The 25,859-nt window shown below is 54.8% G+C and carries 27 protein-coding genes, 1 tRNA gene and 1 pseudogene; 24 read left to right on the forward strand and 5 right to left on the reverse strand.

Annotation, left to right across the window (positions count from 1 at the left end; translation table 11 throughout):
• Nucleotides 1-2 precede the first annotated feature (2 nt).
• The 4 genes from C1N59_RS06250 (at nucleotide 3) to C1N59_RS06265 (ending at nucleotide 3,134) form a co-directional block, all read left to right on the forward strand.
• Nucleotides 3-455 carry a universal stress protein gene (locus C1N59_RS06250; protein ID WP_006120358.1) on the forward strand — a complete coding sequence of 151 codons (453 nt, stop codon included), beginning with the start codon at nucleotides 3-5 and terminating at the stop codon, nucleotides 453-455.
• A 9-nt stretch (nucleotides 456-464) separates the two neighbouring features.
• Nucleotides 465-1,274: a hypothetical protein gene (locus tag C1N59_RS06255; RefSeq protein WP_394550433.1), complete on the forward strand. Its 810-nt coding sequence runs from the start codon at nucleotides 465-467 to the stop codon at nucleotides 1,272-1,274.
• 244 nt (nucleotides 1,275-1,518) lie between these two features.
• A complete protein-coding gene (locus C1N59_RS06260) occupies nucleotides 1,519-1,800 on the forward strand; it encodes a hypothetical protein (protein WP_006120355.1) in 282 nt (93 codons plus the stop codon).
• A 458-nt stretch (nucleotides 1,801-2,258) separates the two neighbouring features.
• Nucleotides 2,259-3,134, forward strand: a complete 876-nt coding sequence (locus tag C1N59_RS06265; RefSeq protein WP_039339825.1) for an SMP-30/gluconolactonase/LRE family protein — start codon at nucleotides 2,259-2,261, stop codon at nucleotides 3,132-3,134.
• A 33-nt stretch (nucleotides 3,135-3,167) separates the two neighbouring features.
• Here the strand turns inward: C1N59_RS06265 and C1N59_RS06270 are convergent, their stop codons facing one another.
• Nucleotides 3,168-4,388, reverse strand: coding sequence for an L-lactate MFS transporter (locus C1N59_RS06270; RefSeq protein ID WP_172912883.1), 1,221 nt, complete (start codon nucleotides 4,386-4,388; stop codon nucleotides 3,168-3,170).
• 266 nt (nucleotides 4,389-4,654) lie between these two features.
• Between C1N59_RS06270 and C1N59_RS06275 the strand changes: the two genes are divergently transcribed.
• The 3 genes from C1N59_RS06275 (at nucleotide 4,655) to C1N59_RS06285 (ending at nucleotide 6,584) form a co-directional block, all read left to right on the forward strand.
• A complete protein-coding gene (locus C1N59_RS06275; protein WP_006120349.1) occupies nucleotides 4,655-4,894 on the forward strand; it encodes a hypothetical protein in 240 nt (79 codons plus the stop codon).
• A gap of 332 nt (nucleotides 4,895-5,226) precedes the next feature.
• Nucleotides 5,227-5,556, forward strand: a complete 330-nt coding sequence (locus C1N59_RS06280) for an STN domain-containing protein (RefSeq protein WP_039339814.1) — start codon at nucleotides 5,227-5,229, stop codon at nucleotides 5,554-5,556.
• A gap of 497 nt (nucleotides 5,557-6,053) precedes the next feature.
• Nucleotides 6,054-6,584, forward strand: coding sequence for an RES family NAD+ phosphorylase (locus C1N59_RS06285; RefSeq protein WP_058701251.1), 531 nt, complete (start codon nucleotides 6,054-6,056; stop codon nucleotides 6,582-6,584).
• Nucleotides 6,585-6,755: 171 nt separating this feature from the next.
• Here the strand turns inward: C1N59_RS06285 and C1N59_RS06290 are convergent, their stop codons facing one another.
• Nucleotides 6,756-7,913 (reverse strand): ROK family transcriptional regulator, encoded by a 1,158-nt coding sequence (locus C1N59_RS06290; RefSeq protein WP_394550434.1) that lies wholly within the window; start codon nucleotides 7,911-7,913, stop codon nucleotides 6,756-6,758.
• Between the two features lie 93 nt (nucleotides 7,914-8,006).
• Between C1N59_RS06290 and C1N59_RS06295 the strand changes: the two genes are divergently transcribed.
• The 6 genes and pseudogenes from C1N59_RS06295 to C1N59_RS06320 form a co-directional block, all read left to right on the forward strand.
• Entirely contained in the window at nucleotides 8,007-9,383 is a 1,377-nt protein-coding gene (locus C1N59_RS06295) for an ABC transporter substrate-binding protein (protein ID WP_006120344.1), read from the forward strand.
• Nucleotides 9,384-9,428: 45 nt separating this feature from the next.
• Nucleotides 9,429-10,340 carry a carbohydrate ABC transporter permease gene (locus C1N59_RS06300; RefSeq protein ID WP_033740753.1) on the forward strand — a complete coding sequence of 304 codons (912 nt, stop codon included), beginning with the start codon at nucleotides 9,429-9,431 and terminating at the stop codon, nucleotides 10,338-10,340.
• The gene (locus C1N59_RS06305) at nucleotides 10,340-11,404 is read left to right on the forward strand and encodes an ABC transporter permease subunit (protein WP_394550435.1); all 1,065 of its coding nucleotides are present in this window, start codon (nucleotides 10,340-10,342) and stop codon (nucleotides 11,402-11,404) included. Before C1N59_RS06300 ends, C1N59_RS06305 begins: the two co-directional genes overlap by 1 nt.
• 5 nt (nucleotides 11,405-11,409) lie before the next feature.
• The gene (locus C1N59_RS06310; protein ID WP_394550436.1) at nucleotides 11,410-12,516 is read left to right on the forward strand and encodes an ABC transporter ATP-binding protein; all 1,107 of its coding nucleotides are present in this window, start codon (nucleotides 11,410-11,412) and stop codon (nucleotides 12,514-12,516) included.
• A 19-nt stretch (nucleotides 12,517-12,535) separates the two neighbouring features.
• Entirely contained in the window at nucleotides 12,536-13,237 is a 702-nt protein-coding gene (gene ugpQ, locus C1N59_RS06315; protein WP_205952100.1) for a glycerophosphodiester phosphodiesterase, read from the forward strand.
• A 17-nt stretch (nucleotides 13,238-13,254) separates the two neighbouring features.
• Nucleotides 13,255-14,136, forward strand: a pseudogene (locus tag C1N59_RS06320) (VasL domain-containing protein); the annotation flags it as partial.
• Nucleotides 14,137-14,561: 425 nt separating this feature from the next.
• On the opposite strand, the gene C1N59_RS06325 reads toward C1N59_RS06320, so the two are convergent.
• Together C1N59_RS06325 and C1N59_RS06330 are read right to left on the reverse strand one after the other, a co-directional pair.
• A tRNA-Arg gene (locus C1N59_RS06325) sits at nucleotides 14,562-14,636 on the reverse strand.
• 73 nt (nucleotides 14,637-14,709) lie between these two features.
• Nucleotides 14,710-15,645 (reverse strand): formate/nitrite transporter family protein, encoded by a 936-nt coding sequence (locus tag C1N59_RS06330; protein ID WP_394550437.1) that lies wholly within the window; start codon nucleotides 15,643-15,645, stop codon nucleotides 14,710-14,712.
• Nucleotides 15,646-15,888: 243 nt separating this feature from the next.
• Between C1N59_RS06330 and ccmA the strand changes: the two genes are divergently transcribed.
• The 10 genes from ccmA (at nucleotide 15,889) to mlaA (ending at nucleotide 23,735) form a co-directional block, all read left to right on the forward strand.
• Nucleotides 15,889-16,506, forward strand: a complete 618-nt coding sequence (gene ccmA, locus C1N59_RS06335) for a cytochrome c biogenesis heme-transporting ATPase CcmA (RefSeq protein WP_394550438.1) — start codon at nucleotides 15,889-15,891, stop codon at nucleotides 16,504-16,506.
• Nucleotides 16,506-17,165, forward strand: coding sequence for a heme exporter protein CcmB (gene ccmB / locus C1N59_RS06340; RefSeq protein ID WP_054633398.1), 660 nt, complete (start codon nucleotides 16,506-16,508; stop codon nucleotides 17,163-17,165). Before ccmA ends, ccmB begins: the two co-directional genes overlap by 1 nt.
• A 54-nt stretch (nucleotides 17,166-17,219) precedes the next feature.
• Complete coding sequence (locus C1N59_RS06345; RefSeq protein ID WP_033740732.1) at nucleotides 17,220-17,960, forward strand: heme ABC transporter permease; 741 nt, start codon at nucleotides 17,220-17,222, stop codon at nucleotides 17,958-17,960.
• Nucleotides 17,957-18,190 carry a heme exporter protein CcmD gene (ccmD, locus tag C1N59_RS06350; RefSeq protein WP_006120099.1) on the forward strand — a complete coding sequence of 78 codons (234 nt, stop codon included), beginning with the start codon at nucleotides 17,957-17,959 and terminating at the stop codon, nucleotides 18,188-18,190. The genes C1N59_RS06345 and ccmD overlap by 4 nt, the downstream gene beginning before the upstream one ends.
• Nucleotides 18,187-18,672 (forward strand): cytochrome c maturation protein CcmE, encoded by a 486-nt coding sequence (gene ccmE / locus C1N59_RS06355; RefSeq protein WP_006120098.1) that lies wholly within the window; start codon nucleotides 18,187-18,189, stop codon nucleotides 18,670-18,672. The genes ccmD and ccmE overlap by 4 nt, the downstream gene beginning before the upstream one ends.
• The gene (locus tag C1N59_RS06360; RefSeq protein WP_054633399.1) at nucleotides 18,669-20,627 is read left to right on the forward strand and encodes a heme lyase CcmF/NrfE family subunit; all 1,959 of its coding nucleotides are present in this window, start codon (nucleotides 18,669-18,671) and stop codon (nucleotides 20,625-20,627) included. Before ccmE ends, C1N59_RS06360 begins: the two co-directional genes overlap by 4 nt.
• Nucleotides 20,624-21,178: a DsbE family thiol:disulfide interchange protein gene (locus C1N59_RS06365; RefSeq protein WP_006120096.1), complete on the forward strand. Its 555-nt coding sequence runs from the start codon at nucleotides 20,624-20,626 to the stop codon at nucleotides 21,176-21,178. The genes C1N59_RS06360 and C1N59_RS06365 overlap by 4 nt, the downstream gene beginning before the upstream one ends.
• On the forward strand, nucleotides 21,175-21,630 hold the full coding sequence (locus tag C1N59_RS06370; RefSeq protein WP_039339742.1) for a cytochrome c-type biogenesis protein: 456 nt from the start codon (nucleotides 21,175-21,177) through the stop codon (nucleotides 21,628-21,630). The genes C1N59_RS06365 and C1N59_RS06370 overlap by 4 nt, the downstream gene beginning before the upstream one ends.
• A complete protein-coding gene (ccmI, locus tag C1N59_RS06375; RefSeq protein ID WP_033740720.1) occupies nucleotides 21,630-22,841 on the forward strand; it encodes a c-type cytochrome biogenesis protein CcmI in 1,212 nt (403 codons plus the stop codon). The genes C1N59_RS06370 and ccmI overlap by 1 nt, the downstream gene beginning before the upstream one ends.
• A gap of 129 nt (nucleotides 22,842-22,970) precedes the next feature.
• Nucleotides 22,971-23,735: a phospholipid-binding lipoprotein MlaA gene (gene mlaA / locus C1N59_RS06380; protein WP_033740717.1), complete on the forward strand. Its 765-nt coding sequence runs from the start codon at nucleotides 22,971-22,973 to the stop codon at nucleotides 23,733-23,735.
• A gap of 124 nt (nucleotides 23,736-23,859) precedes the next feature.
• Here mlaA and fadL read toward each other — a convergent pair whose 3' ends face one another.
• Nucleotides 23,860-25,134: a long-chain fatty acid transporter FadL gene (gene fadL, locus C1N59_RS06385; RefSeq protein WP_394550439.1), complete on the reverse strand. Its 1,275-nt coding sequence runs from the start codon at nucleotides 25,132-25,134 to the stop codon at nucleotides 23,860-23,862.
• Nucleotides 25,135-25,491: 357 nt separating this feature from the next.
• Here fadL and C1N59_RS06390 point away from each other — a divergent pair, with 357 nt between their 5' ends.
• Nucleotides 25,492-25,788, forward strand: a complete 297-nt coding sequence (locus C1N59_RS06390) for a YfcZ/YiiS family protein (RefSeq protein WP_006120091.1) — start codon at nucleotides 25,492-25,494, stop codon at nucleotides 25,786-25,788.
• The last annotated feature ends 71 nt before the right edge of the window (nucleotides 25,789-25,859 follow it).

Genomic DNA, 25,859 nt, shown 5'->3' on the forward strand with positions numbered 1-25,859 from the left:
CAATGAAAACAGTATTAATGGCTATCGATAATTCACCGGTCGCGAAGAAAGTGGTGTCGTTAACGATCGAAGAAGCACAGGCGCATGATGCACAAGTGATTGTGCTGTGTTGTATCGATCCCGCCTATTCATCCTGTAGCCAGCCCATTGATATTGATGCCGGTGAAGATCCGGCAGATTTTGTGGCCGCGCAGGATGAGCAAAATACCGCTGAAATGGTGGTGCGTCATGCCCTGGCCCCCTTGCTCCAGGCCGGCATTAAGGCGCGAGGTATGATTCTGGCCGGCGAAGCGGCGGAGACAATCGTGGCCCAGTCCCAGCAGCTCAATGCCAGCATGATTATTATGGGGCGACGTCATTTATCGCCCTTTAACCGGTTATTAAAAGGATCTGTGAGTGCCGCTGTGGTTGAACGCGCGCATTGCCCGGTACTGATCGATGTGCGTAAGGATTAACAACGTAGTATGACTCTCCTGCTTTTTCTTACGCTGGCCGCCTTTGTGCTGCTGGCGATTATCATCGTTATGTTAGTCAGAACCACCCGGCTTAAAGCGTGGCAGGGTGTGGTTCTTTTTATCCTGCCGCTGTTGTTGTCGAATGTTTTATGGTTCAGCTGGATCCAGCCTCAGCAGCAGCAGGAGAAACGCTACGAGCGCGCGGCAGATTATATGGCACAGGCTACGGTATATCGGGTGCTGCGCACTCAGGAACCCGCGCTGTGGCAAATACTGACGCGCGATCTGGCGCGCAAACTGCGTGAAGGCGAACCCATGTTGCAGGCAACGGGCGAACTGCGCGGGTTATTGACGGATGTGATCAATCAGCGCCTTATGCGGGGTACTGACGCGGCCGTATTGAAATATATTGGCGTCTCGGTGGAAGAAATGCAGACGCTCAATAAAATTGACCCGGGCCTCTGTTTTCAGTTCCTTTATCCGCAGGTGAAGGGCGGTATCAATCTGGTTGAAACTCTGCCCGCCAGCCTGAACCAAAAAGATGCCGATGCCACCGAGTATTTGCTGCTTAACAGTCTGGGGGACGAACAACCGCTGGACCGCAAGCAGGCGCTGCACGATCTCAAGACCATCGTCGACCATCTCTACCTGAAGTGGGGCAATAAGCTGCAACAGCTGAATATGCCTGCCGATGCCGCCGTTGATCGGTCTTCCATGTGTGCCATGTCTGTCGATCTTTATAGTGCCATCCTCGCACTCCCGGACAAGCAAGCCGCCAATCTGCTTCGTAGAATGATTGCGCTTTCAGGCGAAGGTTAAAAAGAAAAAAGCCCGCCAGTGGCGGGCTAAATGCTGAGAGAGGCTTTTTTTAGAGTAATTCCTGGTGTTGTTCGTGAGGCTTTTCACTGGAATCAGTGTCGCAGTTTATTGGCATAACCTGCCAGTTGTTTAACCGTATTGAATCAATTGGTAAAACTTCGTAAATACGCAGTTGTTCGCGTACTAATCCTATAGATGCGCATTTTGCAGCGCCTTACACTGCGTCAAAATGTGAGGAAATAAAATGAAAATGGCAATCATGGGTGCATTTGCACTTATTTTTCTGAGCGGTTGTACCGCCAGTAAACCCGGGGCGTTTGAACGTGTTGATGAAGATCCCAGTTCAAATACCGTACAATATCGTTTCGACCCGCTGAAAGTGAATCGTGATGCAATGGAAATTGATATCGCGAATTACTGCAGCAATAAAGGTTTTGATAAAGTAGAGTCACTCCCTGTTCAGGACAGCACAATACCAGGTTTAAAGAAAACCTGGTATCAGTGTAATTACGCAGTGAAAAGTTAATGAATAAATGAGGTGGGATTATATCCCACCTTCTTTTTATATTATGCTGTGTGAAATCTTTGCCCTTCAGTGAATATCATTTTGTTTTATGCCTCCTTTCTGCTGCGCTGGAACGTCTGCGGATAACGCCTCCTGTCCAGGAGAAATAAAGGCTACCGACTGAGGGAACAGCGCGGCGGTAACGATGTCTGGCATACGGCACCTCCTCTTTTTCAATACTCAGGATAATACGCCGAAAAAGTGCAGCAAAAATGCAGCCTGTGTAGAGTTATTTCGATAAATATGTCGCGATATTTCAAAAAAGAACGCGAAAAAGAGGATGAGCGCATATTCCAATCGGAATAGACCGAATAGGTATTAATATGCGTGAGACCTGTCTTAAAAACAAGGCTGACGTGCATGTGTGAAGATGGAAATTAGCGCTACAGTAATATCAGGACAATTTAAGGGAGACAAACATGACGCATAGGGTAAAAAACGTTCTGCCGCTTCAGGCTGAGCTGGCAGAATGTCCGCTCTGGTCTGTGCAGGAACAGGTGCTGTGGTGTGTGGATATTCTGGCACCGGCCATCCATCGTTTCGATCCGGCGAGTGGTGAGCTCTCCACATTTCCCCAGGCAGAAGAAGTCGGATGCATCGGTCTGCGGGAACAGGGCGGTATCATTGCCGCACTGCGTAGCGGCGTCTGGCTGCTGGACGAGCAGGGGAAACCGCAAAAAAAAGTGGCGGATAATCCCGGTATCGCCGGGAAAAGCCGCTTCAATGATGGCCGTGTGGATCCCTGGGGTAATTTCTGGTGCGGCAGTTTATGGGAGCCACAGGATAAAAACGGCGGCTTGCTTTGTCGCGTAACGCCTGATTTGACGCTTGAGGTGAAGGCACGCGACATCAAAATTTCCAATGGCGTTGCCTTTTCTCCTGACCGTCAGTGGATGTATCACAGCGATACGCCGAATGAAGTGCTCTATCGCTATCCGCTTGATGCTCAGGGCGAGCCGGGGCAGCGTGAAATCTTCCGGCGGTTTGATGCCCGTGGTGGCTTGCCCGATGGGGCGGCTGTCGACAGTGAGGGCTATTACTGGTCAGCCCTGTTTGACGGCGGACGCGTCGTGCGTATTGATCCGCACGACGGTGAAATCGTCGATGAGATTACACTGCCGGTGAAATGGCCCACCATGGTGACGTTTGGCGGCAGCGATCTCAAGACGCTGTTCATCACCAGCTCACGCGAAAACCTCAGCGAAGAGGATCTCGCCCGCTATCCGCAGTCGGGCGATATTTTTGCGGTGGATGTCGACGTGGCCGGTATGGAAGAGCCGCGTTTTCGCGGCTGATGGTGAGGGCCAGGCTTATCTGGCCCTGTAACGTTACTGACGCTGCAACAGCGGTTCATGGGCTGGCTGGCTCTGCGGCAGGCGGATTGTCAGTGACAGCACCAGTGATATAACCAGCAGGGTCATAATGAGGCTGAAAGTGACCGTAAAGCCGCCAAACATTGAGGCCACCAGCGAACCCATTACGCTGCCAATGCCAAAGCCGAGATAAATCATGCCATAATTTTTGGTCAGATTATTCAAGCCGAAAAAGTCACTGACCAGCGAAGGGAAGACGGTAATGGTGCCGCCGAAGCTAAACGCAATGCAGGCCAGGGACAGGAAAAACGTGGTTTGATTCATCTGTGTAAACAGCATCAGGCTCATACCGATCAGTGAAACCAGTTGGGCCAGTGAGATCACGCGAATACGCACCATTTTATCGGACAGCACGCCCAGTACTAACCGACCACTCAGGTTTGCTACCGCGATGACCGTGACGGCGTTAGCGGCGGTCTGGGTGCTGAGGTGAACCAAACCTTCCCCGATGTCTTTTGCAACGCCAATCACATACAGCCCGCTCATACAGGCAGTCAGAAACATCAACGCCAGCATCCAGTACTGTGGCAGACGCACCGATTCGGCCAACGTATACTGACGCGTCGCTTCTGCCTGAGTAGCTGACGCAGATTGCAGCGGCGCATCGCGCATCATCAGTCCGCCAGCAATAATCATCGCCATTGCCAGCAGGCCCCAGAGCACAAAGGTCTGTTCAAGCCCAAATCGTGCCAACAGTGCCCCGCAAATGAATTTAAATCCCAGACTTCCCAGACCGTAAGCGCCAATGGCGCAGGCCGATATCATGCCTTTACGTTCAGGAAACCATTTCACACAGTTGGATAGCGTCATCAGATACCCTGCGCCATCGGCCAGACCTAACAACACGCCCGCGCTCAGGTACAGCATGATCAGATTATCTGCATGGGCGGTCAGCCCCAATCCCAGCGCCATCAATATACCTGCGCCGATAGTGACCTTACGGACGCCAAAACGCTCCTGCAGCTTGCCAGCCAGTGAAGAAGAGATGGCCAGCCCCAGGCTCAGTAAACCAAATGAAAATGCGATCTGGCTTACGGGCGCATCCAGTTTTTGCGCGAGCTGACCATTGAATAAGCTCCAGGTATAAACGGACCCCAGCGCTAACTGAGTTATCACCGTACCGATAAGTGTGAGCCAGCGTGTACGCTGGTGGGCAGTCTGTTGAGTCGCGTTCATTATGTTACTCCCAGGGGGAAACTGAATACTGGCGTCAGAATAACCAAAACCCCTACGCGCGAGGGCGGAAAGCGCATGAACGGAATGCAACGCGGAATGAAATGCTGTCAGGGCGGAATGAATGGCCGCGTGGGGTAAGTGTAACGAGGTGAGTCAAGGTAATGAAGGCAGGTAAACAGCAGTAAGGGAATATTACGGCCAACCTGTTTTCCCGGCAGGCTTAGCATTTTTTTGCCAGGCTTAAAGTCCATTCAACAGGAGGAAATATGAAAGACCGGACATATGAATCCATCACCAGTGAGGATGAAGTTTGCTGCATTATCGGTCAGGCAGTGATCGAACTGAGCGCAGAACAGCAGCCTGTCACGAAATCTACCCTGGCACTGAAATTATTGTCAATGGCGGACCGCGACAGTGACGACGAGCGGGTTCTGCTCTACTGGATTGCGCGCAAAGCGATCAATCAACCCCAGCATCTTGTCAATGCGCAGCAAAAACGGGCATGACGCCCAGACAGGAAAGGGCGCCATGCCCGCTACGGTTCCGTTTTGTTTACACAGGACACATCACCGTAAAATCATGGTAGCGCCAGGGACGGCGAAGACGCGTTCCGTCGCGCCCGGTGAGCACGACACCGTAAAACGTGACTTTCTCTGTGCATCGCTGCTCTCGCTTTCTCTGCTAAGAGAGGTCATTACCGCCAGTGCGAAGCGGCACGATAGCGAGCCGCATATTTCCCACCTCCTCGCCTGCGATCACACTCAGACATACTCTGCACGCTGACAGAAACAGTTGACTATGGGACAAAGACACAAGTTTTCCTGTGCCCGGAGGCGTTATGCATTTCACATTCTTCAACTCAGCCTGCTTGCTGCTGGCGCTGACGTGTACGTCGTGCAGCCAGTCATCTTCTGGTCACATCCCTGCGGGTAAATGTGATGCGGAAGCGACCTACAATCTTCATTTGTCGCGTTTTGACGAAACGGCGCAACAGTTGGCGCACGGTACCGGGTGTTTTATCCAGACGGATTTGTCGCGCACTGGGGCTGTTCAGGTGAATCCTGTAGAGGGCACCATGACGCTTCGTGAAGCGCTCGGGCAGGCTATAAAAGGCACGCCGTTGAAGATTGTGGCGCAAACGCCGGATGTCATTACTGTCGAAAAATAATCGCGAATCACGGAGGTCACACCATGCGCAGAGGCGCTGCTTTGCTTATTTTGTTGTTAACCGCATCAGTCTGCTATGCCGCGCCAGGGGGGAACGGTGGGGAAGGTGGAAATGGCGGAGCGGGCGGTAACGGCGGAAGTATGGACAATCAACCTGGCGGTGCTGGGTTGCCTGGCCACAATGGTCAGCGCGGCATGAATGGTTGTCCCGGCGGTACTGCGCCCTCTCAGGACGGCAGATTTTATCTGCCCGGCACACATGAGCAATGTAATCCGGCGCATCCAAAGTCGCATCCTAAACGGCATCACACCGTGTCGTCCGGGCAGATGGAACGAATCTGATAATCGGCTGGCCCCGCGCCTGTGTATCACCGGCTTGTGCGCAGGCAAGGCAGACATGCGCCGACAGGTCGGGCTGGTTCGTGGCTACGCACTAAGCGATTAACTGGCGCGTTCAGCAATCGCAGGGATGGGGTTGTTGCGGGAGAAAAGACAAACATGCATCACGCACTATTGCCCGTGGGCGGCCTTTTTTATCGCGCTGTGTTAACTGCGAAGGCGCAGGCGGTGCTCGCCGCACCCGGCCCGCAAAGTGCGGGGCGTTATCATCGCCACGGGCAACCGGCCTTGTATATGAGTCCGCTGCCGGAATGGTCCATCATGGCGGTATCGGGCTATATGCGTGAGGATGGCTTTTCACGCGTCCTGATTCCACTACGCCTGTCAGGGGCCTGGTTGGTAGATCAGCGCGATAAGGCAAAATGTGAGCAACTGGGAATCCTGCCAGAAGCCGCTGATGGCAGTTGGCGAATGGCGCTGCAGCAGGGGCGAATCCCGGATTCATGGCACAACGCAGATAAAGCCAGAGCAACAGGCGCGGATGGGATTATTGACCGTTCGCGTCTTATTCCCGGCGGCTGGCATATCTGTCTTTTTCAGTGGAACACGCCTTCTGCACCACGCGTGGCGGTAAGCGGCAAGCCCATCCCGATCACGCTTTCACCGGCTGGCCCCAAGTGGGGATTATAGTGCGGGCAAATTAAACCAAACCTGTCCCACGCTGCGGTCGCAAATAAACCGACGCTCGCTGCGGACTGGCTCTCATTTCACAGAGACCTGTTTATCCGCAGGCCAACTCAGAGAACCGTCGCCGATGTTTGCCGCGTCGGTTTCCTTCATCCCGTCACCGCCGCTGAGCGGTCAGTTGACCCCGTCGCGATGCCCGTTATCCTGCTGAGCAACATTATGCAGGACCATGGCGGCGGCTCCGAATGCGACCGTATCCGTGGCCGCGACGTCCGGCAGACAGATTTCAGGCTGCACGACAGGTGTGCCGTTTAACGTATCCAGAGTGGAAAAGTCGAGCCAGGCCGCAAGCCGTTCACGCACCATCTGCGGAAGTGTCCCACCCAGATAGATCGCCGCTGGCGCGAGGACCGCATTCAGCATAAAGCCCAGCCAGGCGATCTCCGGGCCAGTACGTGCGATCCATTCGTCGAGAACCGCTGTGTTTTCGCTAAGAAAATGGTGCCAGACAGCCTCAGCGCGGCCTTCAGGTATCTGGCCAAGGCGATGCTTACACCACGCCGCAAGGTCAGTAAAAGAGGGGCGGGGCCTGTCGAGTGGCAGCAGCAGCCCAATTTCGCCCGCATTGCCCAGATGACCGCGATAACGTTGTTTGCCCAGGATAAGGCCACTGCCGACGCCCTCTGACAGATAGAGATAGATAAAATCGTCATGATTAGCCGCATTACCCAGCGTCATTTCGCCCATGGCGGCAGCATTGGCATCATTTTCGATTAACACCGGACAGCCCAGCGCCTGCTGAATGGCTTCGAACAGCCCGGGTTCATCCCAGGAAAGCACTTCGGGAGCCAGATGGAGCGGAGCCTGACCGCGCTGGAAGCGCGTCGGCATGGCAATGCCTGCGCCAATCAGTAAATGACCCGGTATGTGGTTTCTCTCAAGCAACGTTTTGTGGCCCTTCTGTATCTCTGAGCGGGCGCGGGCAAAGGTATCATAGTGGCCGGTCAGTTCAATTTCGTCGACCCGTTTCCCTTTGAAATCAAGCAGCATCAGCGTAACAGAGAAGCGGCTGGCATGAATCCCAACGGCATAGCCGATGGAGGAATTAAGCATCAGATCAATGTGGGGCGCGCCCCGGCCAGATGAACGCCGGGCTCCTTCGATGATGATACCTCGCTTGATGAGATCGCGGGTCATCATGCTGACGGCCGCCGCTGTCACCCCGCAACAATCGGCGATCTCAGCACGTGATGCGGCGTCGTTGCGACGCAGATAACGTAGTACGGCCGACTGGGTCGAACCGATTCCTTCCCAATGTTTTGATGAAGTCAACGCACCTTCTCCCTGTCGTTTTCACATGGTCATGAACCTGTCATTTAAATAAATTAACTTACTTAAATAATAGGCACAACGGGAATAAACACCATGTCAAAAAAACTCACAGTCCTCGCCACCCTCGTGATGTCCGCGTTGTGTGTTGGCATGACTCACGCAGAAGAGATAACGATTAAACTCGCCACGCTCGCCGAGCGTAGCGCACCGAACCGCATTACCAACATTGAAGATGCAGCCGACATCATGAACAAGCAATTTAAGGCTGCGGGCGTCGACAAACATATTGTGATTCAGGCCAATAGCAGTGCTGTCAAAGGCTGGGACGACTTCGCCATGGATATGCTGAAGGCGATGTCCGTCGGACAAGGGCCGGATATTTATGTGCTGCCCCATGAATGGATTGGTCAGTTTGCGAAGGACGGCTATGCCATGCAAATGAACGATAAGATCGCGGCGGCACCGTGGGTCTATGGCGACATCCTGCCCGTCCTGTGGGCGTCGGCAAAGGCAAACGATGGAAAGATCTATGGCATACCGCAGGATGCTGAAATACGCATGTTTTTTTACAACAAAGATATGTTGAGAAAAATCGGCAAGGATGAAGCCTTTATCAACGCCATACCGGCCAGGGTGGAGTCCGGTGATTTTACACTGGACGATCTGACGGCCCTTGCCAAAGAGGTCGTGGACGGTAAAGCGGCTCAGTACGGCATGTTGCACCGGCCGAATGTCGGTATTGATTATCTGATGGTTTTTCAGTCTTACGGCGTGAAATTTATGGATGACAAGACCGGCAAGCTCATCTTCCCTAAAGCAGAAATGGCGGATGCGCTTGGCTGGTATGAGCGCAATGCGAAGCAGGGAGTGACGCCGGTCGATAACACGGCGATGAGCTGGGATGCCATTCAGAACGCGTTCAAGCAGGAGAAGGCCTTTATCTTTCACCAGGGCGTCTGGGCGGTTGCCTGGCAACTGGGCGACAAAAATGGCGCGGTCTGGCCGACAGACAAAGAAGGGTATTTTCATAAGATAGGCTGGATCCCGGCGCCTGCGGCCAAAAAGGGCGGTCAGCCCTCAAACCTGTCGCATCCGCTTCTCTATACGGTGAACGCCAAAAGCAAAAATGCTGACATTGCTGCCGAACTGGTGGCACTGGCGACGTTGCCTTATTTCAACAACGAACATGCTGTGACGTCCTATCACACGGCCATCAGCAACGCGCAAACGGCGATGCCGAAATACCGCGATAACTGGGTGCTGTCAGCCGCTTCGCCCATGATGGTACATGCGAAGTTCGTGCCTAATCATATCCAGTTTGGCAGCTATAACAAGGTGCTGTTCAGCGGTCTCCAGGCGGTTGAAACAGGAAAAATGACGGCAAAACAGGCCGTTGATTTTATCGCCGAAGAGCTCGAACTGCAGTTTGGCGACGATATAGAAATCCGGTCGTCTGTCGCCAAAAAATAGTGCTTAGCCTGTAAAGCGTCGCTTACTCTCCAGGGAGATGTGGTCATGTCTCAGTTTCAGCCTCGGGCGCACCGGCCGGCCCGACCTGTGTTCTATCTCGCGCCTGCTATCGCGCTGTTGGCCGTCTTTTTCCTGGCGCCCATTATCGTCAATACCGTCATCGCCTTTACCGATATGGGCGCTGATCTGCGGGTCGGTCACTTCACGCTGCAAAACGTCGAGCGGATTGTCTTACGCGATGCGCGCATGCCTGCGGTGCTGCTGACGACGCTGATTTATGTCACGGCGACGCTGTTTATTTTTAACGTCGGGCTGGGTGTCCTGTTGGCGATAACAACGACGGCCATTCCCGACAGGCTGGGTAATCTTTTTCGCGGTCTCTGGCTTTTGCCACGCATGTCGCCGGCCGTCCTCTACAGTATTCTGTGGATATGGGTTGCCGATCCCACGCCGTCTGGTTTGCTCAATCAGGTAACCGGATCCTTCGGTCTGCCGCTCATGAATCTGCGTAATGATTTCCCCTTGTTTCTCATCATTGTGGCAAATGGCCTGGTCGGGGCATCGTTTGCCATGGTCATTCTGACTTCATCCATTCGTTCCATCCCTGCACATCTTGCCAATGCGGCGCGAGTGGATGGGGCGAGCGAATGGGGCGTGCTGCGCTATGTAGTGGCCCCCGCACTGTCTCAGCCCATTCGGTTTATCACCATCTATCAGGGGCTCTCCTTGCTGACGACCTACGAGTACATTCTGCTCATCACCGGTGGCGGTCCCGTCTACGATTCGACGCCTTATGCGCTCTATATCTACCGTCGCGCCTTTGAAAATGGGGCTTACGCCTATGGCGCGGCGCTGGCGCTTGGCCTGATGGTGATCGGCGTAGGCGTGACCTTAATGCAATGGCGGGTCAGTAATATGCGCGCGACGTTTGCCGCGCCGAAAATCGAGGTATTGTGATGTCACTCGTTCCAAACCCGGCAGTGGCCAAATCGAAATGGGCGCGTCTTGAACGCAGAGGCACAATCAACCGTGTCGGCTTCCTTTCTGCGCTCATTCTCTTCCTGACGGTGATGTCAGTGCCGATTCTGCTGCCTTATCTCTGGCTTCTGGCCAAATCGCTGACCACGTCTGATGCGTCCGTCAGCCGGCTTGTTCTGTGGCGCACCAGCGCAATTGCGGGCGTCGCGTATATCGGAGCGATCGCGCTTGCTTTCCTGGCAGAGCGTTTACGCAGACCGGTATTGTCCTGGGCTGCGCTGGGGATCGTTGTGCTGCTGCTTGTGATGATTTTTCTGATGCCACACATGACGTTGCACAACTACCGTTTTCTCTGGATGCGCGACATCGCGAATACGGGCACCACGCGCGTGGACCTGATGCCATCGGCCTGGACGGCACTTGGAAGCTCGCTGATCTTTGGCGTTTCACAAACGCTGATTGTCACGATCGTCGCTACCCCAGCCGCCTACGCGTTATCGCGCTTTGTCTTTGCCGGGCGGCAAAATTTTCTGCGCGGCTTGCTGCTGTTACATGCTTTCCCCGCGCTGGCGCTCACCATCGCCATCTTTATCCAGCTTCACTATATGGGCCTGCTCAACCATCTTTTCGGTGTGGTGATGGTGATGAGTGCGCTGGAGCTGCCTTATGCGATCTTCGTCCTGAAGGGCTTTTTCGACGCAGTGCCCTGGGATATTGAAATGAGCGCGGTGACCGACGGTGCGACCCGTTTTCAGGCTTTTCGTATGGTGGTATTGCCCCAGGTGCGTAGCGGACTGATTGCGATTGCCACCTTCACCTTTTTACGTGGTTGGGAGGAGTACGTTTTTGTTCAGACGTTACTTATCGACAAAAGCCAGATGACGATGAGCCTCTACCTGTTCTTTGTCGCACAGGATAATACGGGTGCGGATTACGGCATGATCGCCGCTGTGGGCATCATTTATTTACTCCCTGTGTTCGTTCTCTACACCTTTACGCAGAAATACATCACTCAAATGAGTTTTGGCGGTATCAAGGGATAATTGTCATGGCCTCGATCACTCTTAACAATGTCAGCAAAAACTGGGGCGAGACTCAGGTCCTGAAACCGATGAATCTTACCATTGAGAACGGCGAATTCGTCGCCATTCTCGGCCCCTCAGGATGCGGTAAATCGACAACGCTGTTTCTGCTGGCAGGGCTCTATGCGCCGACCAGCGGTGAGATCGCGTTTGACGGGCACAACGTCAATCGCATCGATGCCCGCGATCGCAACGTCGGTATCGTCTTCCAGTCTTATGCGCTTTACCCGAACCTGACGGTACGCGAAAACATCGCTTTTCCGTTACGTTTTAAAAAAACAGGTAAGGAGCACATTGCCAGGCGCGTGGAGGAGGCGGCTAATCTGGTGCAAATAAGCGCACTGCTTGATCGACGCCCGTCGCAGCTTTCAGGGGGGCAGCAACAGCGCGTGGCGCTGGCGCGGGCACTGGTCAAGGAACCGAATATTCTGTTACTTGACGAACCGCTTTCTAACCTCGATGCGACGCTCCGTATCACCATGCGGACGGAACTCAAGAATCTCCAGAAACGTCTCGGCTTCACCACCTTGATCGTCACCCATGACCAGCTGGAAGCCATTACCATGGCCGATCGGATCATCTGTATGAATCATGGCGAGATAGTGCAGATTGGTACACCTGATGACCTGTACAGACGTCCGGCCGATCGCTTTGTTGCAGGGTTTATCGGCTCGCCGCCGATGAATCTTGTGGAAGGACAGGCAGTCGGCGGGTTTCTGCACCTGGGGCAAACGACACTCGAACTGAACCACGAATACGACGGCCCCGTTTGTTTTGGTCTGCGTCCGGAAGATATCAACCTTATTACCGTTGACGAGGCTCCCTTGTGTGGGGAGATCATGACCGTTGAGCCGATGGGGCGTGAAGTTTTCTACACGATTGACACGCCGGCCGGCACGCTTCGCGCGCTGGAATATGGTGAAGCGGTGCGTCATGCGCCTGGTTCCCGGGTAGGAATAGCGAGCCAACCCGAACTGACTCTGATCTTCAATGCTGTCGGTAAACGCATCGTCGATCTTCATGCCAACCTCGCCGTAACCGGCCACCCCAGCAGACAGGTTCACGCTGGCTAGCTTACAGGACAAGATTTCCATGACCCGAATCGTATCACACCGTGGCGCCAACCATTTTGCGCCAGAGAACACCTTCTTTGCCGCCGATCTGGCGCTTGAACAGGGGGCTGATTACATTGAGCTGGATGTACGGGAGAGCGCCGATGGTGTGCTCTACGTTATCCATGACGAGACGCTGGATCGCACCACGAACGGGACGGGCCCTGTTGGGCATGCTCTGTCGCGCGATATTGATACACTGGATGCGGGAAGCTGGTTCGATGAGCGTTTTAAAGACGCCAGGGTGCCGCGACTTGATGCCTATCTCGAACATCTGCGCGGCCGAGCGGGCGTTTATATTGAGCTGAAATACTGCGATCCGGTAAAAGTGGCTGCACTGGTACGCGATCTCGGTATGGTCCGTGATACGTTTTTCTTTTCGTTTTCCGAAACGATGCGCGCTGGCCTTCAGGCCGTTGCGCCGGACTTTCGCAAAATGATGACCCTCAATATCGCGATGTCTCCCTCTCTCGTTGCCACCGTGCATCATGCATCGATCATTGAGGTAAACGTAGAGCAGATGCGTCATCCCGGTATTCTTGAAGCAAGCCGTAAGACCGGGCTTGAGATTATGGTTTATTACGGTGATGACGATATAGCGATTCATCAGGAAATTGCGGCGGCGGGCGTCGATTATATTAACCTCAATCGCCCGGATCTCTTTAGCCACACACGGCGATAGGTTTACAGAACGACTGAACGATAAGGTTCTGCGTCGCTAACAGCGCTGTCCGGCTGGAAAACAGTGACGACACAACCCGGGCAGGGGCAGCTGTGCTGCCAGCTAGTGTGATCAACGATGCAGCCGCCTTCGCAGCCGACGGTGCAGAAGAAACCGTCAGCGCGATGAAATGGGTGTATGTTGCCCGCCCTGAACATCAGGCGAATGTGGAAGTACTGGCGACCCTTCCCGCGCCGGTAAAAAAGTGGAAATCTTTCGTTGCCGGTATGGGTACCATGCTGGCGATAAGCGTGGCCGCAGCGGGAAGCTGGCAATATGTAAACCGGCCAAATCCGCTGCAGGCTCAGTTGGCGGCATCTCTGGCACCTTTACCTGCAACGCTCACGCCAGAACAGGTGGATCTATTGCGTCAGCAGACTGCTTTGCCGCAGAACGTGATCGCCCAGACACAGCAACAGCTGAACCGTCTGGATAAGCTTCCGCTGGGCTGGAGCATTGACTACAGCCGACAACTTGTAGAGCAGGCTCAGGCGCTCTGGCCGGAGCAGGCAAAGTCTCTGGCACAGCAATGGCAACAACAACGCAGTGCTGTCGCATTACCGGCAGAGCAGCTTAATGGCTGGTCTCAGGGAATGATGACACTACAAAAACTGAGCGACAGATTAAATGGCCTTGATGAACAGAAGGGTAAATACATAACGGTCAGTGAGCTGAAATCAGTGGTTTTTGCCACGATGCAGTTCTTTAATCAGTCCATACCGGCTGAAGAACAGCTGCGCTTACTGTCGCAACATCCAGCGGGGAAACCGTTACCTGCTGCTGCCCAATCTCAGCTGGAAATGCACCTGAAACAACTGACAGCCCGCTATGCCGAACTGAAACAGCAGGCAGAAAAATAAAACCTCTCGTCTGGCAAAAGCGAGCACGCCGTTTTCTGTCGGGTTTTCTGATTTACGCAGGGCGCTTAAGAAATGAGTGGGTAGCGATCCACATAAAGGCGCTTCATTTTCTTTCTGATTCTGAGAATGTCCCCGACTTGATTATTTAGGAAGATTGCGCGTTATCGGCCAGGCGTTACACTTTTCTTCAGTCTGTCGACAGGGGCAAGCTGGTCGCAAAAAACACGATGAGATGTTGACCGCTTGCCTAAAAGTGCCGGCCGTTCTGAGCCTTAATAGAGCGTGAATGCTTAAACAGGAAATGTGTATGTGTAATCGTTCATGTTGAAATGCGCAGAAACTGGCCGTCGTCACCCAGGCAGAGCAGAGGCGGTATTAAAGATAAGAAGGATGAGTGAATTTGGTGAATGTCAGAAGGCTGTACGTGGTGTCCCCTGCAGGAATCGAACCTGCAACTAGCCCTTAGGAGGGGCTCGTTATATCCATTTAACTAAGGAGACGCCAGCGCAGTATACCGCAGTTAAGCGGCAGGATTCACTACACTGCCGCGCGTTTGCTCATTCTGTCAGCAATTTAGCGTTCTTCTTGCTGCTGCTGCTGACGTTTTTTCTCAGCTTTGCGCCGTTCTGCCTTCGCCTTTGCCTGAGCAGCTTCGCCCATATCATTGCGAATCTGGGCGTGACTTATCAGGGCGAAAATCAGCGTACCGCCCGTCAGGTTACCCAACAGGGTTGGAACAGCAAAAGGCCAGAGAAACGCGGTCCAGGGCACGCTGCCGTTAAACACCAGGTAAAGCACCTCAACGGAACCCACCACGATATGTGCCAGATCGCCCAGTGCGACCAGCCAGGTCATCATCACAATGACAAACAGTTTGGCCGCTCCCGCATAAGGGAACATCCAGACCATTGTGGCAATGATCCAGCCGGAGATCACCGCGTTAGCAAACATCTCGCCCGGCGTATGTTCCATCACCTTCATGCTGATATCCGTAAAGGCCTGGCGAGTGGCTTCATCAAAAATGGGCATTTCGTTAAACGCTAAGGCGGCGAATGCAGTACCAATAAGGTTGCCCAGTAGCACAATGCCCCACAGGCGAAGCAATAAACCAAGATTGCTTGTGGTGGGTTTGTGCATAACGGGCAGAACGGCCGTCACGGTGTTTTCAGTGAAAAGCTGCTGCCGTGCCATAATCACAATCACAAAGCCAAAGGTGTAGCCAAGATTTTCCAGTAAATAGGCGCCGGGGACGCCGTCCAGATGAACCTGAAAAATGCCCTTGGCCATCAGTGAAGCCCCCATTGACAGCCCGGCCGCAATCGCTGACCACAGCAGCGCCATGCCATCCCGCTCCAGCTCTTTTTCCCCGTCCTGTCGAATCTCTTCGTGGATAGCGGCGGCACGCGAGGGCAGGGCGTCTTCATCTACTTCAATATCCTCCTTTCCCTGTTCTTTTTCTTCGCTGTCTACATCGTTAGGTCCCTGACTTATGCTTGATGAAGGCTTCATGTTTTCTCCTGGTAACAGTACAAATGCGTTATAAGCGTAGTCGTTTTTTGGCTAACGAAACTGTTTCTGCGACAGCGAACAAACGTGACAACCTTCTGCCGTGGTGCGCTTTTTATCCACCAGACGCGCTGAAAAGCACGAATATCTAAGCCCTGCGCAAAAGGGGAGCGCGCACAGCCTTCGGCACGCTGTAACATTGTGCTATCATTTGCGCCTTATTTGGCTGGCGCGATTTACCCCTCCATGTTGGAAATCATTAATCTGCTTTGTGTGCGTGATGAGCGCGCGCTCTTTGAGGCGCTTACGTTTCGCGTGTCGCCAGGTGACATCGTACAAATTGAAGGGCCAAACGGGGCCGGGAAAACGTCGCTGCTGCGTATCCTGGCCGGACTGAGCACGCCTGAACATGGTGAGGTGCGCTGGCAGTCGCAGCCGATTCACCGGCAACGCGACACCTGGCATCAGGCCATGCTTTACCTGGGGCATCTGCCGGGGATCTCATCGGCGTTATCGGCGCTGGAAAATCTGCGCTTTTATCATCCAGACTGCCGCGATGAACACCTTTTTACTGCACTGGCCAGCGTCGGCCTGGCAGGTTATGAAGAGGTCGCGGCCGCGCAGCTCTCTGCCGGACAACAGCGGCGCATCGCCCTGGCCCGGCTGTGGCTGACCCGGGCAACCTTATGGATCCTGGACGAACCTTTAACCGCCCTCGATCACACGGGGGTGGAGACGTTAATGAGCCGCTTTGTGGCGCACACGCAGCAGGGGGGTTCTGTCATCGTGACCAGCCATCAGGCGCTACCGGGGCTGACGGGGCAGATCAATACTATCCGCCTGCATGCCGTGGAGTGGCAGTAATGTTGTGTCGTCTTATTCAGCGCGAATTACGCATCGCCTGTCGTCGCGGCGCCGAAGTGATGAATCCACTGTGGTTTTTCCTGATTGTCATCACGCTCTTCCCGTTGGGTATCGGTCCCGATCCTCATCAGCTGGCACGGATCGCACCCGGCATTGTCTGGGTTGCGGCATTGCTCTCTTCGCTGCTCGCGCTGGAAAGGCTGTTTCGTGATGACCTTAACGACGGCACGCTGGAGCAACTTTTATTGTCGCCTGTACCGCTGCCGGTCACGGTGCTGGGGAAAGTCATCGCCCACTGGCTGGTCACGGGCTTGCCGTTAATTCTGCTTTCGCCCCTGGCGGCCCTGTTGCTGTCCCTGGATATGCCGGGCTGGCGGGCGGTGGCACTGACGCTGCTGTTAGGAACACCGACGCTGAGTTTTCTCGGCGCGATTGGCGTGGGGCTGACCGTTGGGTTGCGTCGCGGCGGCGTGCTGCTCAGCCTGTTGGTTCTGCCACTGGCTATTCCGGTACTGATTTTTGCCAGCGCGGCCATCGACGCCGCAGGTCAGGGGTTAGCCATTGGCGGTTACCTGGCGTTGCTGGGGGCGATGCTGGTCGCGAGTGCGACGCTGGCCCCGTTTGCCACCGCCGCGGCGTTGCGGATTACGCTGCACTAAATCAGCACGCATCAGACGTGTTATTCGCGTTTATTTAAAAGTGAGCAAGTAAACATGTGGAAAGGATTACATCAGCTGGCGAAGCCCGAACGGCTGTATCAGTTGTGCGGTCGGCTGGTGCCGGGGTTCGCCCTGGCCAGTGCGGCGGTACTGCTGCTGGCCTGGATATGGGGATTTGGCTATGCACCGGCAGACTACCAGCAGGGTGACAGTTTTCGCATTATGTATATTCATGTTCCGGCGGCCATGTGGTCGATGGGGATATACAGCGCGATGGCCGTTGCGGCGTTTACTGGTCTGGTCTGGCAGATGAAAATGGCCGATTTAGTCTCAGCGGCGATGGCACCGATCGGTGCGGTGTTTACCTTTATTGCGCTGGTTACCGGTTCTGCCTGGGGCAAGCCGATGTGGGGAACCTGGTGGATATGGGACGCCAGGCTCACATCAGAACTGGTGCTGCTGTTTTTATATCTGGGCGTCATTGCGCTGTATCAGGCGTTCGAGGACCGTCGCATGGCCGGGCGCGCCGCAGGGGTGCTCATTCTGGTCGGCGTGATCAATCTGCCCATCATTCATTTCTCTGTGCAGTGGTGGAATACCTTGCATCAGGGATCGTCCGGCTTACTGCAACAGGCTATCGCGCCGCCGATGCGCACGCCGCTGCGCTGGGCCATCCTGGGTGACCTGCTGTTGTTTATCACGTTAACGCTGATGCGCTTACGCAACCTGATTCTGCTGACGGAACGTAAACGTCCCTGGGCGATTGCCCTGGCAAAGACAAGGAGCAAAGAATGACGCCCGCTTTTGCCTCATGGCATGACTTCATTGCCATGGGCGGTTACGCCTTTTACGTCTGGCTGGCGGTGGCAGGGGCGCTGGTGCCGCTTTGTGGCCTGATTGTACACAGCTGGTGGTCACACAGACGTTTGCTGGCGGACATTCGCCAGCGTGATGCCCGGGAGCGCCGTCTGCGCGCGGCCAGTGTTAAACGTGCCGGGACTAAAACGGCAGGAGAAGCGAAGTGAATACCCGCCGTCGTAATCGCCTGTATGTCGTCGTGGCGATACTTACCGGACTTGGACTGGCTACCGCGCTGGTAATGTATGCGCTACGGTCCAATATCGATCTGTTTTATACGCCAGGTGAAATCCTGGAGGGGAAAGGTGATGCACACATCAGGCCGGAACCCGGACAGCGTCTGCGCGTGGGCGGCGTGGTGATGCCCGGCAGCGTCACGCGAGATCCCCGAACGCTGGCCGTCTCTTTTCAGCTTTACGATGGCCGTGGTGTGGTCAGTGTAAACTTTGTGGGCATTTTGCCCGATCTGTTTCGCGAGGGGCAGGGCGTCGTTGCACAGGGCGTCCTTGAACCCGGCAACCTGATCAACGCCAAAGAAGTGCTGGCGAAACATGATGAAAATTACACGCCACCTGAAATCACCGCCGCGATGAAGCCCGCACCACCCGTGCAACAGGCCGCGACTCACCCGGCAGGACAGACACCATGATGCCAGAACTGGGCAGTTTTTTACTCTGTCTCGGCGTCGCGTTGGCGCTGCTGCTTAGCGTATATCCGCTGTGGGGCGCCTGGCGTCAGGATGCGCGCCTGATGGGCATGGCGCGTCCCCTGGCCGTTGGCCTGTTCGGCTGTGTGGCGGGAGCTTTCGGGTTGCTGGTCTGGGCGTTTATCGTTAACGACTTTACCGTAAGCTATGTCGTTAACAACTCGAATTCCCTGCTGCCGGTCTATTACCGCATTGCGGCCACCTGGGGGGCGCACGAAGGCTCCCTGCTGCTGTGGGTGCTGCTGCTGAGTGGCTGGACGCTGGCCGTGGCGATCTTCAGCCGTGGCATGCCGCAGGACGCACTGGCGCGCGTGCTGGCGGTGATGGGCATGATTACGCTGGGCTTCCTGCTATTTATCATCCTCACCTCTAATCCGTTCAGCCGCACCCTGCCGGACTTTCCCGTCGATGGCCGCGACCTCAATCCCATGCTGCAGGATATTGGCCTGATCTTCCATCCGCCGTTGTTATACATGGGCTATGTCGGTTTCTCGGTGGCCTTTGCTTTTGCCATTGCCTCCCTGATGGCCGGAAGGCTGGATACCGCCTGGGCGCGCTGGTCGCGTCCCTGGACCACCGCAGCCTGGCTGTTCCTGACCATAGGTATTGTGCTGGGCTCTGCATGGGCCTATTACGAGCTGGGCTGGGGCGGCTGGTGGTTCTGGGATCCGGTTGAAAATGCGTCCTTTATGCCCTGGCTGGCTGGCACGGCGTTAATGCACTCACTGGCGGTGACCGAAAAGCGCGGCACCTTTAAAGCCTGGACCGTATTGCTGGCGATTACCGCGTTCTCCCTGAGTCTGCTCGGGACCTTCCTGGTGCGATCCGGCGTGCTGGTCTCGGTGCACGCGTTTGCCTCCGATCCGGCGCGGGGCATGTTTATTCTGGCCTTTTTGGTGATTGTCATTAGCAGCTCGCTGCTGCTCTATGCCCTCAAAGGAGGGCAGGTCCGCAGCCGGGTACAAAACGCCTTGTGGTCACGCGAGTCCTTTCTGCTGGGCAATAACGTCCTGTTGATTGCGGCCATGCTGGTGGTGCTGCTCGGTACGCTGTTACCGCTGGTCCATAAACAACTCGGTCTGGGCAGCATCTCCGTGGGCCAGCCCTTTTTTAATACGCTGTTCAGCTGGCTGATGGCACCGCTGGCCTTAATGTTGGGGATTGGGCCGTTAGTGCGCTGGCGCCGTGATGAACCCCAGAAGCTGGTACGGCGTTTGCTGTTAGCACTGGCCGTCACGCTGCTGGCCTCCGTGCTGTTGCCCTGGTGGCTACAGGATCGGGTAGAGGCAATGACGGTAGTGGGCCTGCTGATGGCGGTATGGATCATCGTGTTAACCCTGATGGAACTGCATGAACGTGCGACGCATCGTCATTCTTTTTTCACCGGACTGCGCCACTTGTCACGCAGCCACTGGGGCATGGTGCTCGGCCATTTAGGTGTCGGCGTCACCGTGATTGGGATAGCGTTTAGCACGCAATACAGCGTTGAACGGGATGTGCGCATGAAAGCGGGCGACAGTGTTGATATCCATCACTACCACTTTGTCTTCCGCGATGTTCAGGATCTGCAAGGGCCCAACTACAGCGGCGGCGTGGCGGTGATTGATGTGACGCGGGACGGGCAGCCTGAAGCGATGTTGTATGCGGAAAAACGCTTTTATTCAGCGGCGCGCACCATGATGACCGAGGCGGCAATTGATGGTGGCTTTACCCGCGATCTCTATGCGGCGCTGGGTGAGGAACTCGATGACGGCAGTTGGGCGGTGCGCATTTACTATAAACCCTTTGTGCGCTGGATTTGGTTCGGTGGACTGTTTATGGCTGCGGGCGGTCTGCTCTGTTTACTGGATCCGCGTTATCGTGCGCGTAAAAAAGGCGAGCGCGAGGTGCGGGCATGAAAAAGATTCTGTTTATTCCCCTGATCCTGTTTTTACTGCTGGCCGCCGCGCTGCTTTGGCAACTGTCACGCAATGCGGCGGGCGACGATCCTACGCGGCTGGAGTCGGCGTTAATTGGTAAACCGTTGCCGGTGTTCCGGCTCGAAGCCTTGGAAACGCCCGGCAAAACCTACAACCAGCAAACGCTTATCACCGGCAAACCGCTTTTACTCAACGTCTGGGCAACATGGTGCCCGACCTGTCGGGCAGAACATCACTATCTGAATACGCTGGCAGAGCAGGGCGTGCGGGTAGTAGGGCTCAATTATAAAGACGATCGGCAAAAGGCGGTGACCTGGTTAAACACGCTGGGTAATCCTTATGCGCTCAGCCTGTATGATGGTGACGGTATGCTGGGCCTGGATCTTGGCGTATATGGCGCACCGGAAACCTTTCTGATCGATGGCAACGGCATTATTCGCTATCGCCATGCCGGAGATCTGAATCCGCGCGTCTGGCAGCAGGAAGTAAAGCCTTTATGGGATAAATACAATACGGAGAGCGGCTCATGAAAGCGCTGGTGACGATGCTTTGCGGCTTGCTGTTTAGCGCCAGCCTGTGGGCGGCCATCGATACCTATGCATTTGACTCCGTCGCGCAGGAAGAACAGTACCGTGATATCACCGCCTCCCTGCGCTGCCCCAAATGTCAGAACAACAGCATTGCGGATTCCAACGCCATGATTGCGGCGGATATGCGGTTGAAAGTTTATCAGCTGATGAAACAGGGACAAACGCGTCAGCAGATCCTCGACTATATGGTGGCGCGCTACGGCAATTTCGTCAGCTACCAACCGCCCGTAACGCCGTCCACCGTGATTCTGTGGCTGGGACCTGCGCTGTTTGTCGCAGGCGGCGCGGGCGTAATCGTCTGGCGCAGTCGCCAGCGTAAGACCTGTAGCGAACTGAGTGATGAAGAGCAACAGCGGCTTGAAGCCATTTTGAAATCGGACAGGGAAGCATAATGGCAGCCTTTTTAATCGCGATATTGGTACTGCTGTTCGCGGCCTGTGTGCTGTTCCTGGCCGCAGGCTGGCGTCCGCGCGCGTCCCACATAGTCACGCGTGACAGCCTTAATAAAGATTTTTATCACCAACGGCTGGCCGAACTGACGCAGGATGAGGATCAGGGCGTGATCGCCGAGCGGGACGTGATGGCGCGCGAGCTACAGCAGTCACTGTTGAGTGATATTCCGCCTGCACCGGATGCACAGTCGCGCAGCAGTCGCCGTTGGGTATTGTTACCGGGCATTATTGTCTTACTGGTCGTGCCGCTGGTGTGCTATCTCAACACCGGCGGTTTTGTGCCGTTCAGCGGCTGGCTGCAGGTGCAGAAAGCATATCCTGCGCTGCGTGCGCAGGTGCTGGATCCTCACGCGAAGCCGCTGACGCCGGAACAGCTTTCACGCTTACAGCTCGGTTTGCGCAGCCATCTGCAAACCGAGCCTGATAACCTTAGCGACTGGGCAATGCTTGGCCGTCTTGGTATGGTGCTGAATAACGCGACGACCGCCCGTCAGGCGTTCGAGCACGCGCTGCAGTTGGCACCGAATAATCAGGTATTAAAACAGGATTACGCCGAGGTTCTGGCCCGGTCGGGCGATCCACAGGAAAACCGTCAGGCAGAACTTGTGTTGCAGGATCTGCGTAAACAGGATCCGCACAATGCCCGGACGCTGAGCCTGCTGGCTTACGCTGCCTTTGAACAGCAACACTATGCTCAGGCGATTGCGGCCTGGCAAACCTTACTGAACGCGCTGCCGGCGGACGATCCCCGGCGCGACAACATTGCGCGCAGTATTGAGCAAGCCAGAACGGACGCCGGACAACAAGCGAGCCAGTTGACGGTAGATGTGACGCTTTCTCCCCAGGCAGAAAACATGTTACCGCCGGGCGGAGTCATGTATATTTCGGTTACTGACGGTATGTCGCCCGTGCCGGTGGCCGTGAAGCGTCTTGCTGCCGGGCATTTTCCCGTGTCGCTGACGCTGGATGACAGTAATGCCATGATGCAGGGGCGCCGTCTTTCGGCGCAGAAACAGATCCAGGTTCGCGTCAGGATTTCACGTAATGGCCGCGCGAACCCTGAGCCGGGTGACTGGTTCGGTGTCAGCGCCGTCGTGCCCTGGGACGGTCATCAGCATGTGACCGTTGAGATTAATGCGCAGCAGCCTTAGACCGATATTCTCTGGCTCTGTCTGAATCTGTAAACCGCACCGTGGATATCAGCTATGCTTGCTTAACGCGCTGATCTACCCGAGAAAGGCGGCAGGGTATACATCACTTATATGCACAGGGAGAAAAAAATGGATCACCGCCTGACCAGCCTGGCCTTGGCCAGTGTGCTTCTGGTGGGTTGTGCCAGTTCAAAGCCGGAGACCGATGCGCCAGCCGGGCGTAGCGATCCGTTTGAAGGCTTTAACCGCACAATGTTTAACTTTAACTACAATGTGCTGGACCCGTATGTGGTGCGTCCGGTGGCTGTGGCCTGGCGCGACTATGTGCCCGTCCCGGCACGTGCTGGCCTGAGCAACTTCCTGGGCAACCTGAGCGAACCCGCCAGTATGGTGAACGCTATTCTGGTTGGTGAGCCGCGCAATGCCGGTATTCACTTCACGCGTTTCTTCCTGAATACCGTGCTGGGCCTGGGCGGCTTTATCGACGTTGCAGGCAAAGCGAACCCTGAGCTGGCGCGCCAGGGGCCGCAACGCTTCGGTACCACGCTGGGGCACTATGGCGTGGGCTACGGTCCTTACGTGCAGTTGCCTGGCTATGGCAGCTTTACGGTGCGTCAGGACGGCGGCGATTATGTGGATACGCTTTATCCGGTGCTGGGCTGGTTGACCTGGCCGATGTCCGTGGGTAAATGGGCACTTGAAGGGGTGGAAACGCGTGCGCAACTGCTGGACTCCGATGCTATCCTGAAACAGCAGCGCGATCCTTACGCCTTTATGCGTAACGCCTATTTTGAGCGCTATGACTTCCTGGCGCGTGGTGGCAAGCTGAAGCCCGAAGATAATCCGAACGCAGCGGCAATTCAGGACGATCTCAAAGATATCGATTCTCAGTAATGTGAGGCCGCCCGGAAAAGGGCGGCTTCAGGCTGAAGTGATTTATACGAATGTTCTGTCAGAGCTCGCCAGGCGGAGCAAAAAAAAGCGACACAGTGTGTCGCTTTTTTATGCGGTCAACATATCAGAATTTGTAGTTGAAGCTCGCGCCGTACAGCCAGGCTTTACCACTGGAATTAAAGGTGTAATTGCCTTCCTGAATGGTAACTTTCTGACCATGCATATAAGAGACGCCGACATCGACGGAGGCATCGTCATTAAATGCATAGGAGGCACCCGCACTCAGCCACAAGCGATCCTGATCCGGGATGGAGATGGAACGCTTGTCAGCCGGAACCGGGCTGTCATCAAAGGCGATACCGCTGCGGAAGGTCCAGTTTTTATCGTACTGGTAAGTGGTACCCAGGGCGATACGGTAGGCATCATGGAAGCCTTCATCTTTATAGAACAGCGTCTGACCATTCGAACCGGTCGCTTTCAGCTCCTGGAACTGGCTCCAGCTGGTATAGGCCAGGCTATAGTGAACGGCCCATTGTGGCGCGACTTTATGCCAGCCTGAAACTTCCCACATTTCTGGCAGATTCAGGGTTAATGAACCCGGAATCGTGTTTCCGCTTGTGCCAAAAGGTGCGCCGGGAATGTTAAATGCGTTGATGGCCGCAGGAAGATTACTTTTGTAATCCCCATCAAAGTCAACTTTCACCTCAGAGCGGTAGGTGAAACCAAAACGGTTATTATTATCAACCTCATAAAGTACACCGGCGTTCCAGCCATAACCCCATTCGTTCCCCTTTAGTCGGGTAATTTGGGTATCCGCAGGAATGCCCAGCGCGGAGAACGACTCTCCGGCATAACGCTCAATTTTCGCTTTAGCATAAACGGCATCAAAACCCACACCAAAGCTGAAGTGTTCATTCAGGCGGTAGGCGGTGCTGAGGTTAAGATTAACGGTCGTCAGGTCTGTTTTACCGCCGAATCCGCCTGCGGTATAACCGTTATTAAATTCTGTCGCCAGACCGTAGTTTGAGGTGGCAGAGGCACCTACCCACCATTGGTCATTAATCGGCTGGACATAGTGCAGATCAGGGATCCACTGATTAGGCGCGATGTTTTTCGCATCCAGGCTCCGTCCTGTTGGACTCTGGCCGCTGATATCCACTTGAGGATCGATATATACCGCACCGAGTGAAAATTCAGGGCGATCCATCAGCGCCATGGTCGCCGGGTTACGGCTGGCTGAGGCCGCCGTATCACCCATTGCGCCTTCGCCTGAATAAGCACGACCTAAACCAATGGAAGAAAATTCATTTAACTGAAATCCGGCTGCGTAAACGTTAGAGGAAATAAGCGCTACCGCAGCTGCCACGGCTGACTTTGCGAACAGGTTTTTATGGTTCATGACCACAACCTCATGTGAATTATTATTTAACGTTGTGACGTCGTGTAACAAGGAACGGCGGATTGTATGGACTGATGACGGTCGGACATATCAGACCAGTGCGGAGAGTATAGGTCCGACCTGTACACATGTTGCAATATTGTTTTTAAATTATTTCCAATTTGATAGATGAAAATTCGATCTGCTTAACACTTCTCTGCGGGAAACGAGGCAGGCAGCAGGCGCAAAACTGATTCAGATCAAATTATATTGTGATATTCGTCACTTAGCGTCGCGTGCATAGCGGGGGAGAAATCCAAAGCGTAGAATTTTTCGCAGCAAGGCTTTTCCCTTTAGTTGTGAAACCAGGAGATTACCATGACGGATGCTCTGAAAAAATGTCGCGCGACCGAAACGGCGGCATGCTGTTGTGTGGATGTCGGTACCGTAATGGACAACACCGATTGTACCGCCAGTTGGTCAGCGTGGTTTGGCCAGCGCGCGGAAGCCGACAGCAAACTGGCTGAACTGAGCGAAAGGGCGCGTCAGGTCGAGTCCGATCCCTGTGTCATAGATGCGCGATTCACAGAAGAGACGGGCGGCGTGCGGCTTGATGTTGCTTTTACTTTTAGCTGTCAGGCAGAAACCCTGATTTTTCAGTTAGGTTTACGCTGAACCGCTTAACGCCGCTGCCCGGCGGCGTTTGTCATTTTCGTGTTTCTCATCTCACTTTTCTCTTCCTGATG

The sequence above is a fragment of the Pantoea sp. SGAir0183 genome (assembly GCF_043545505.1).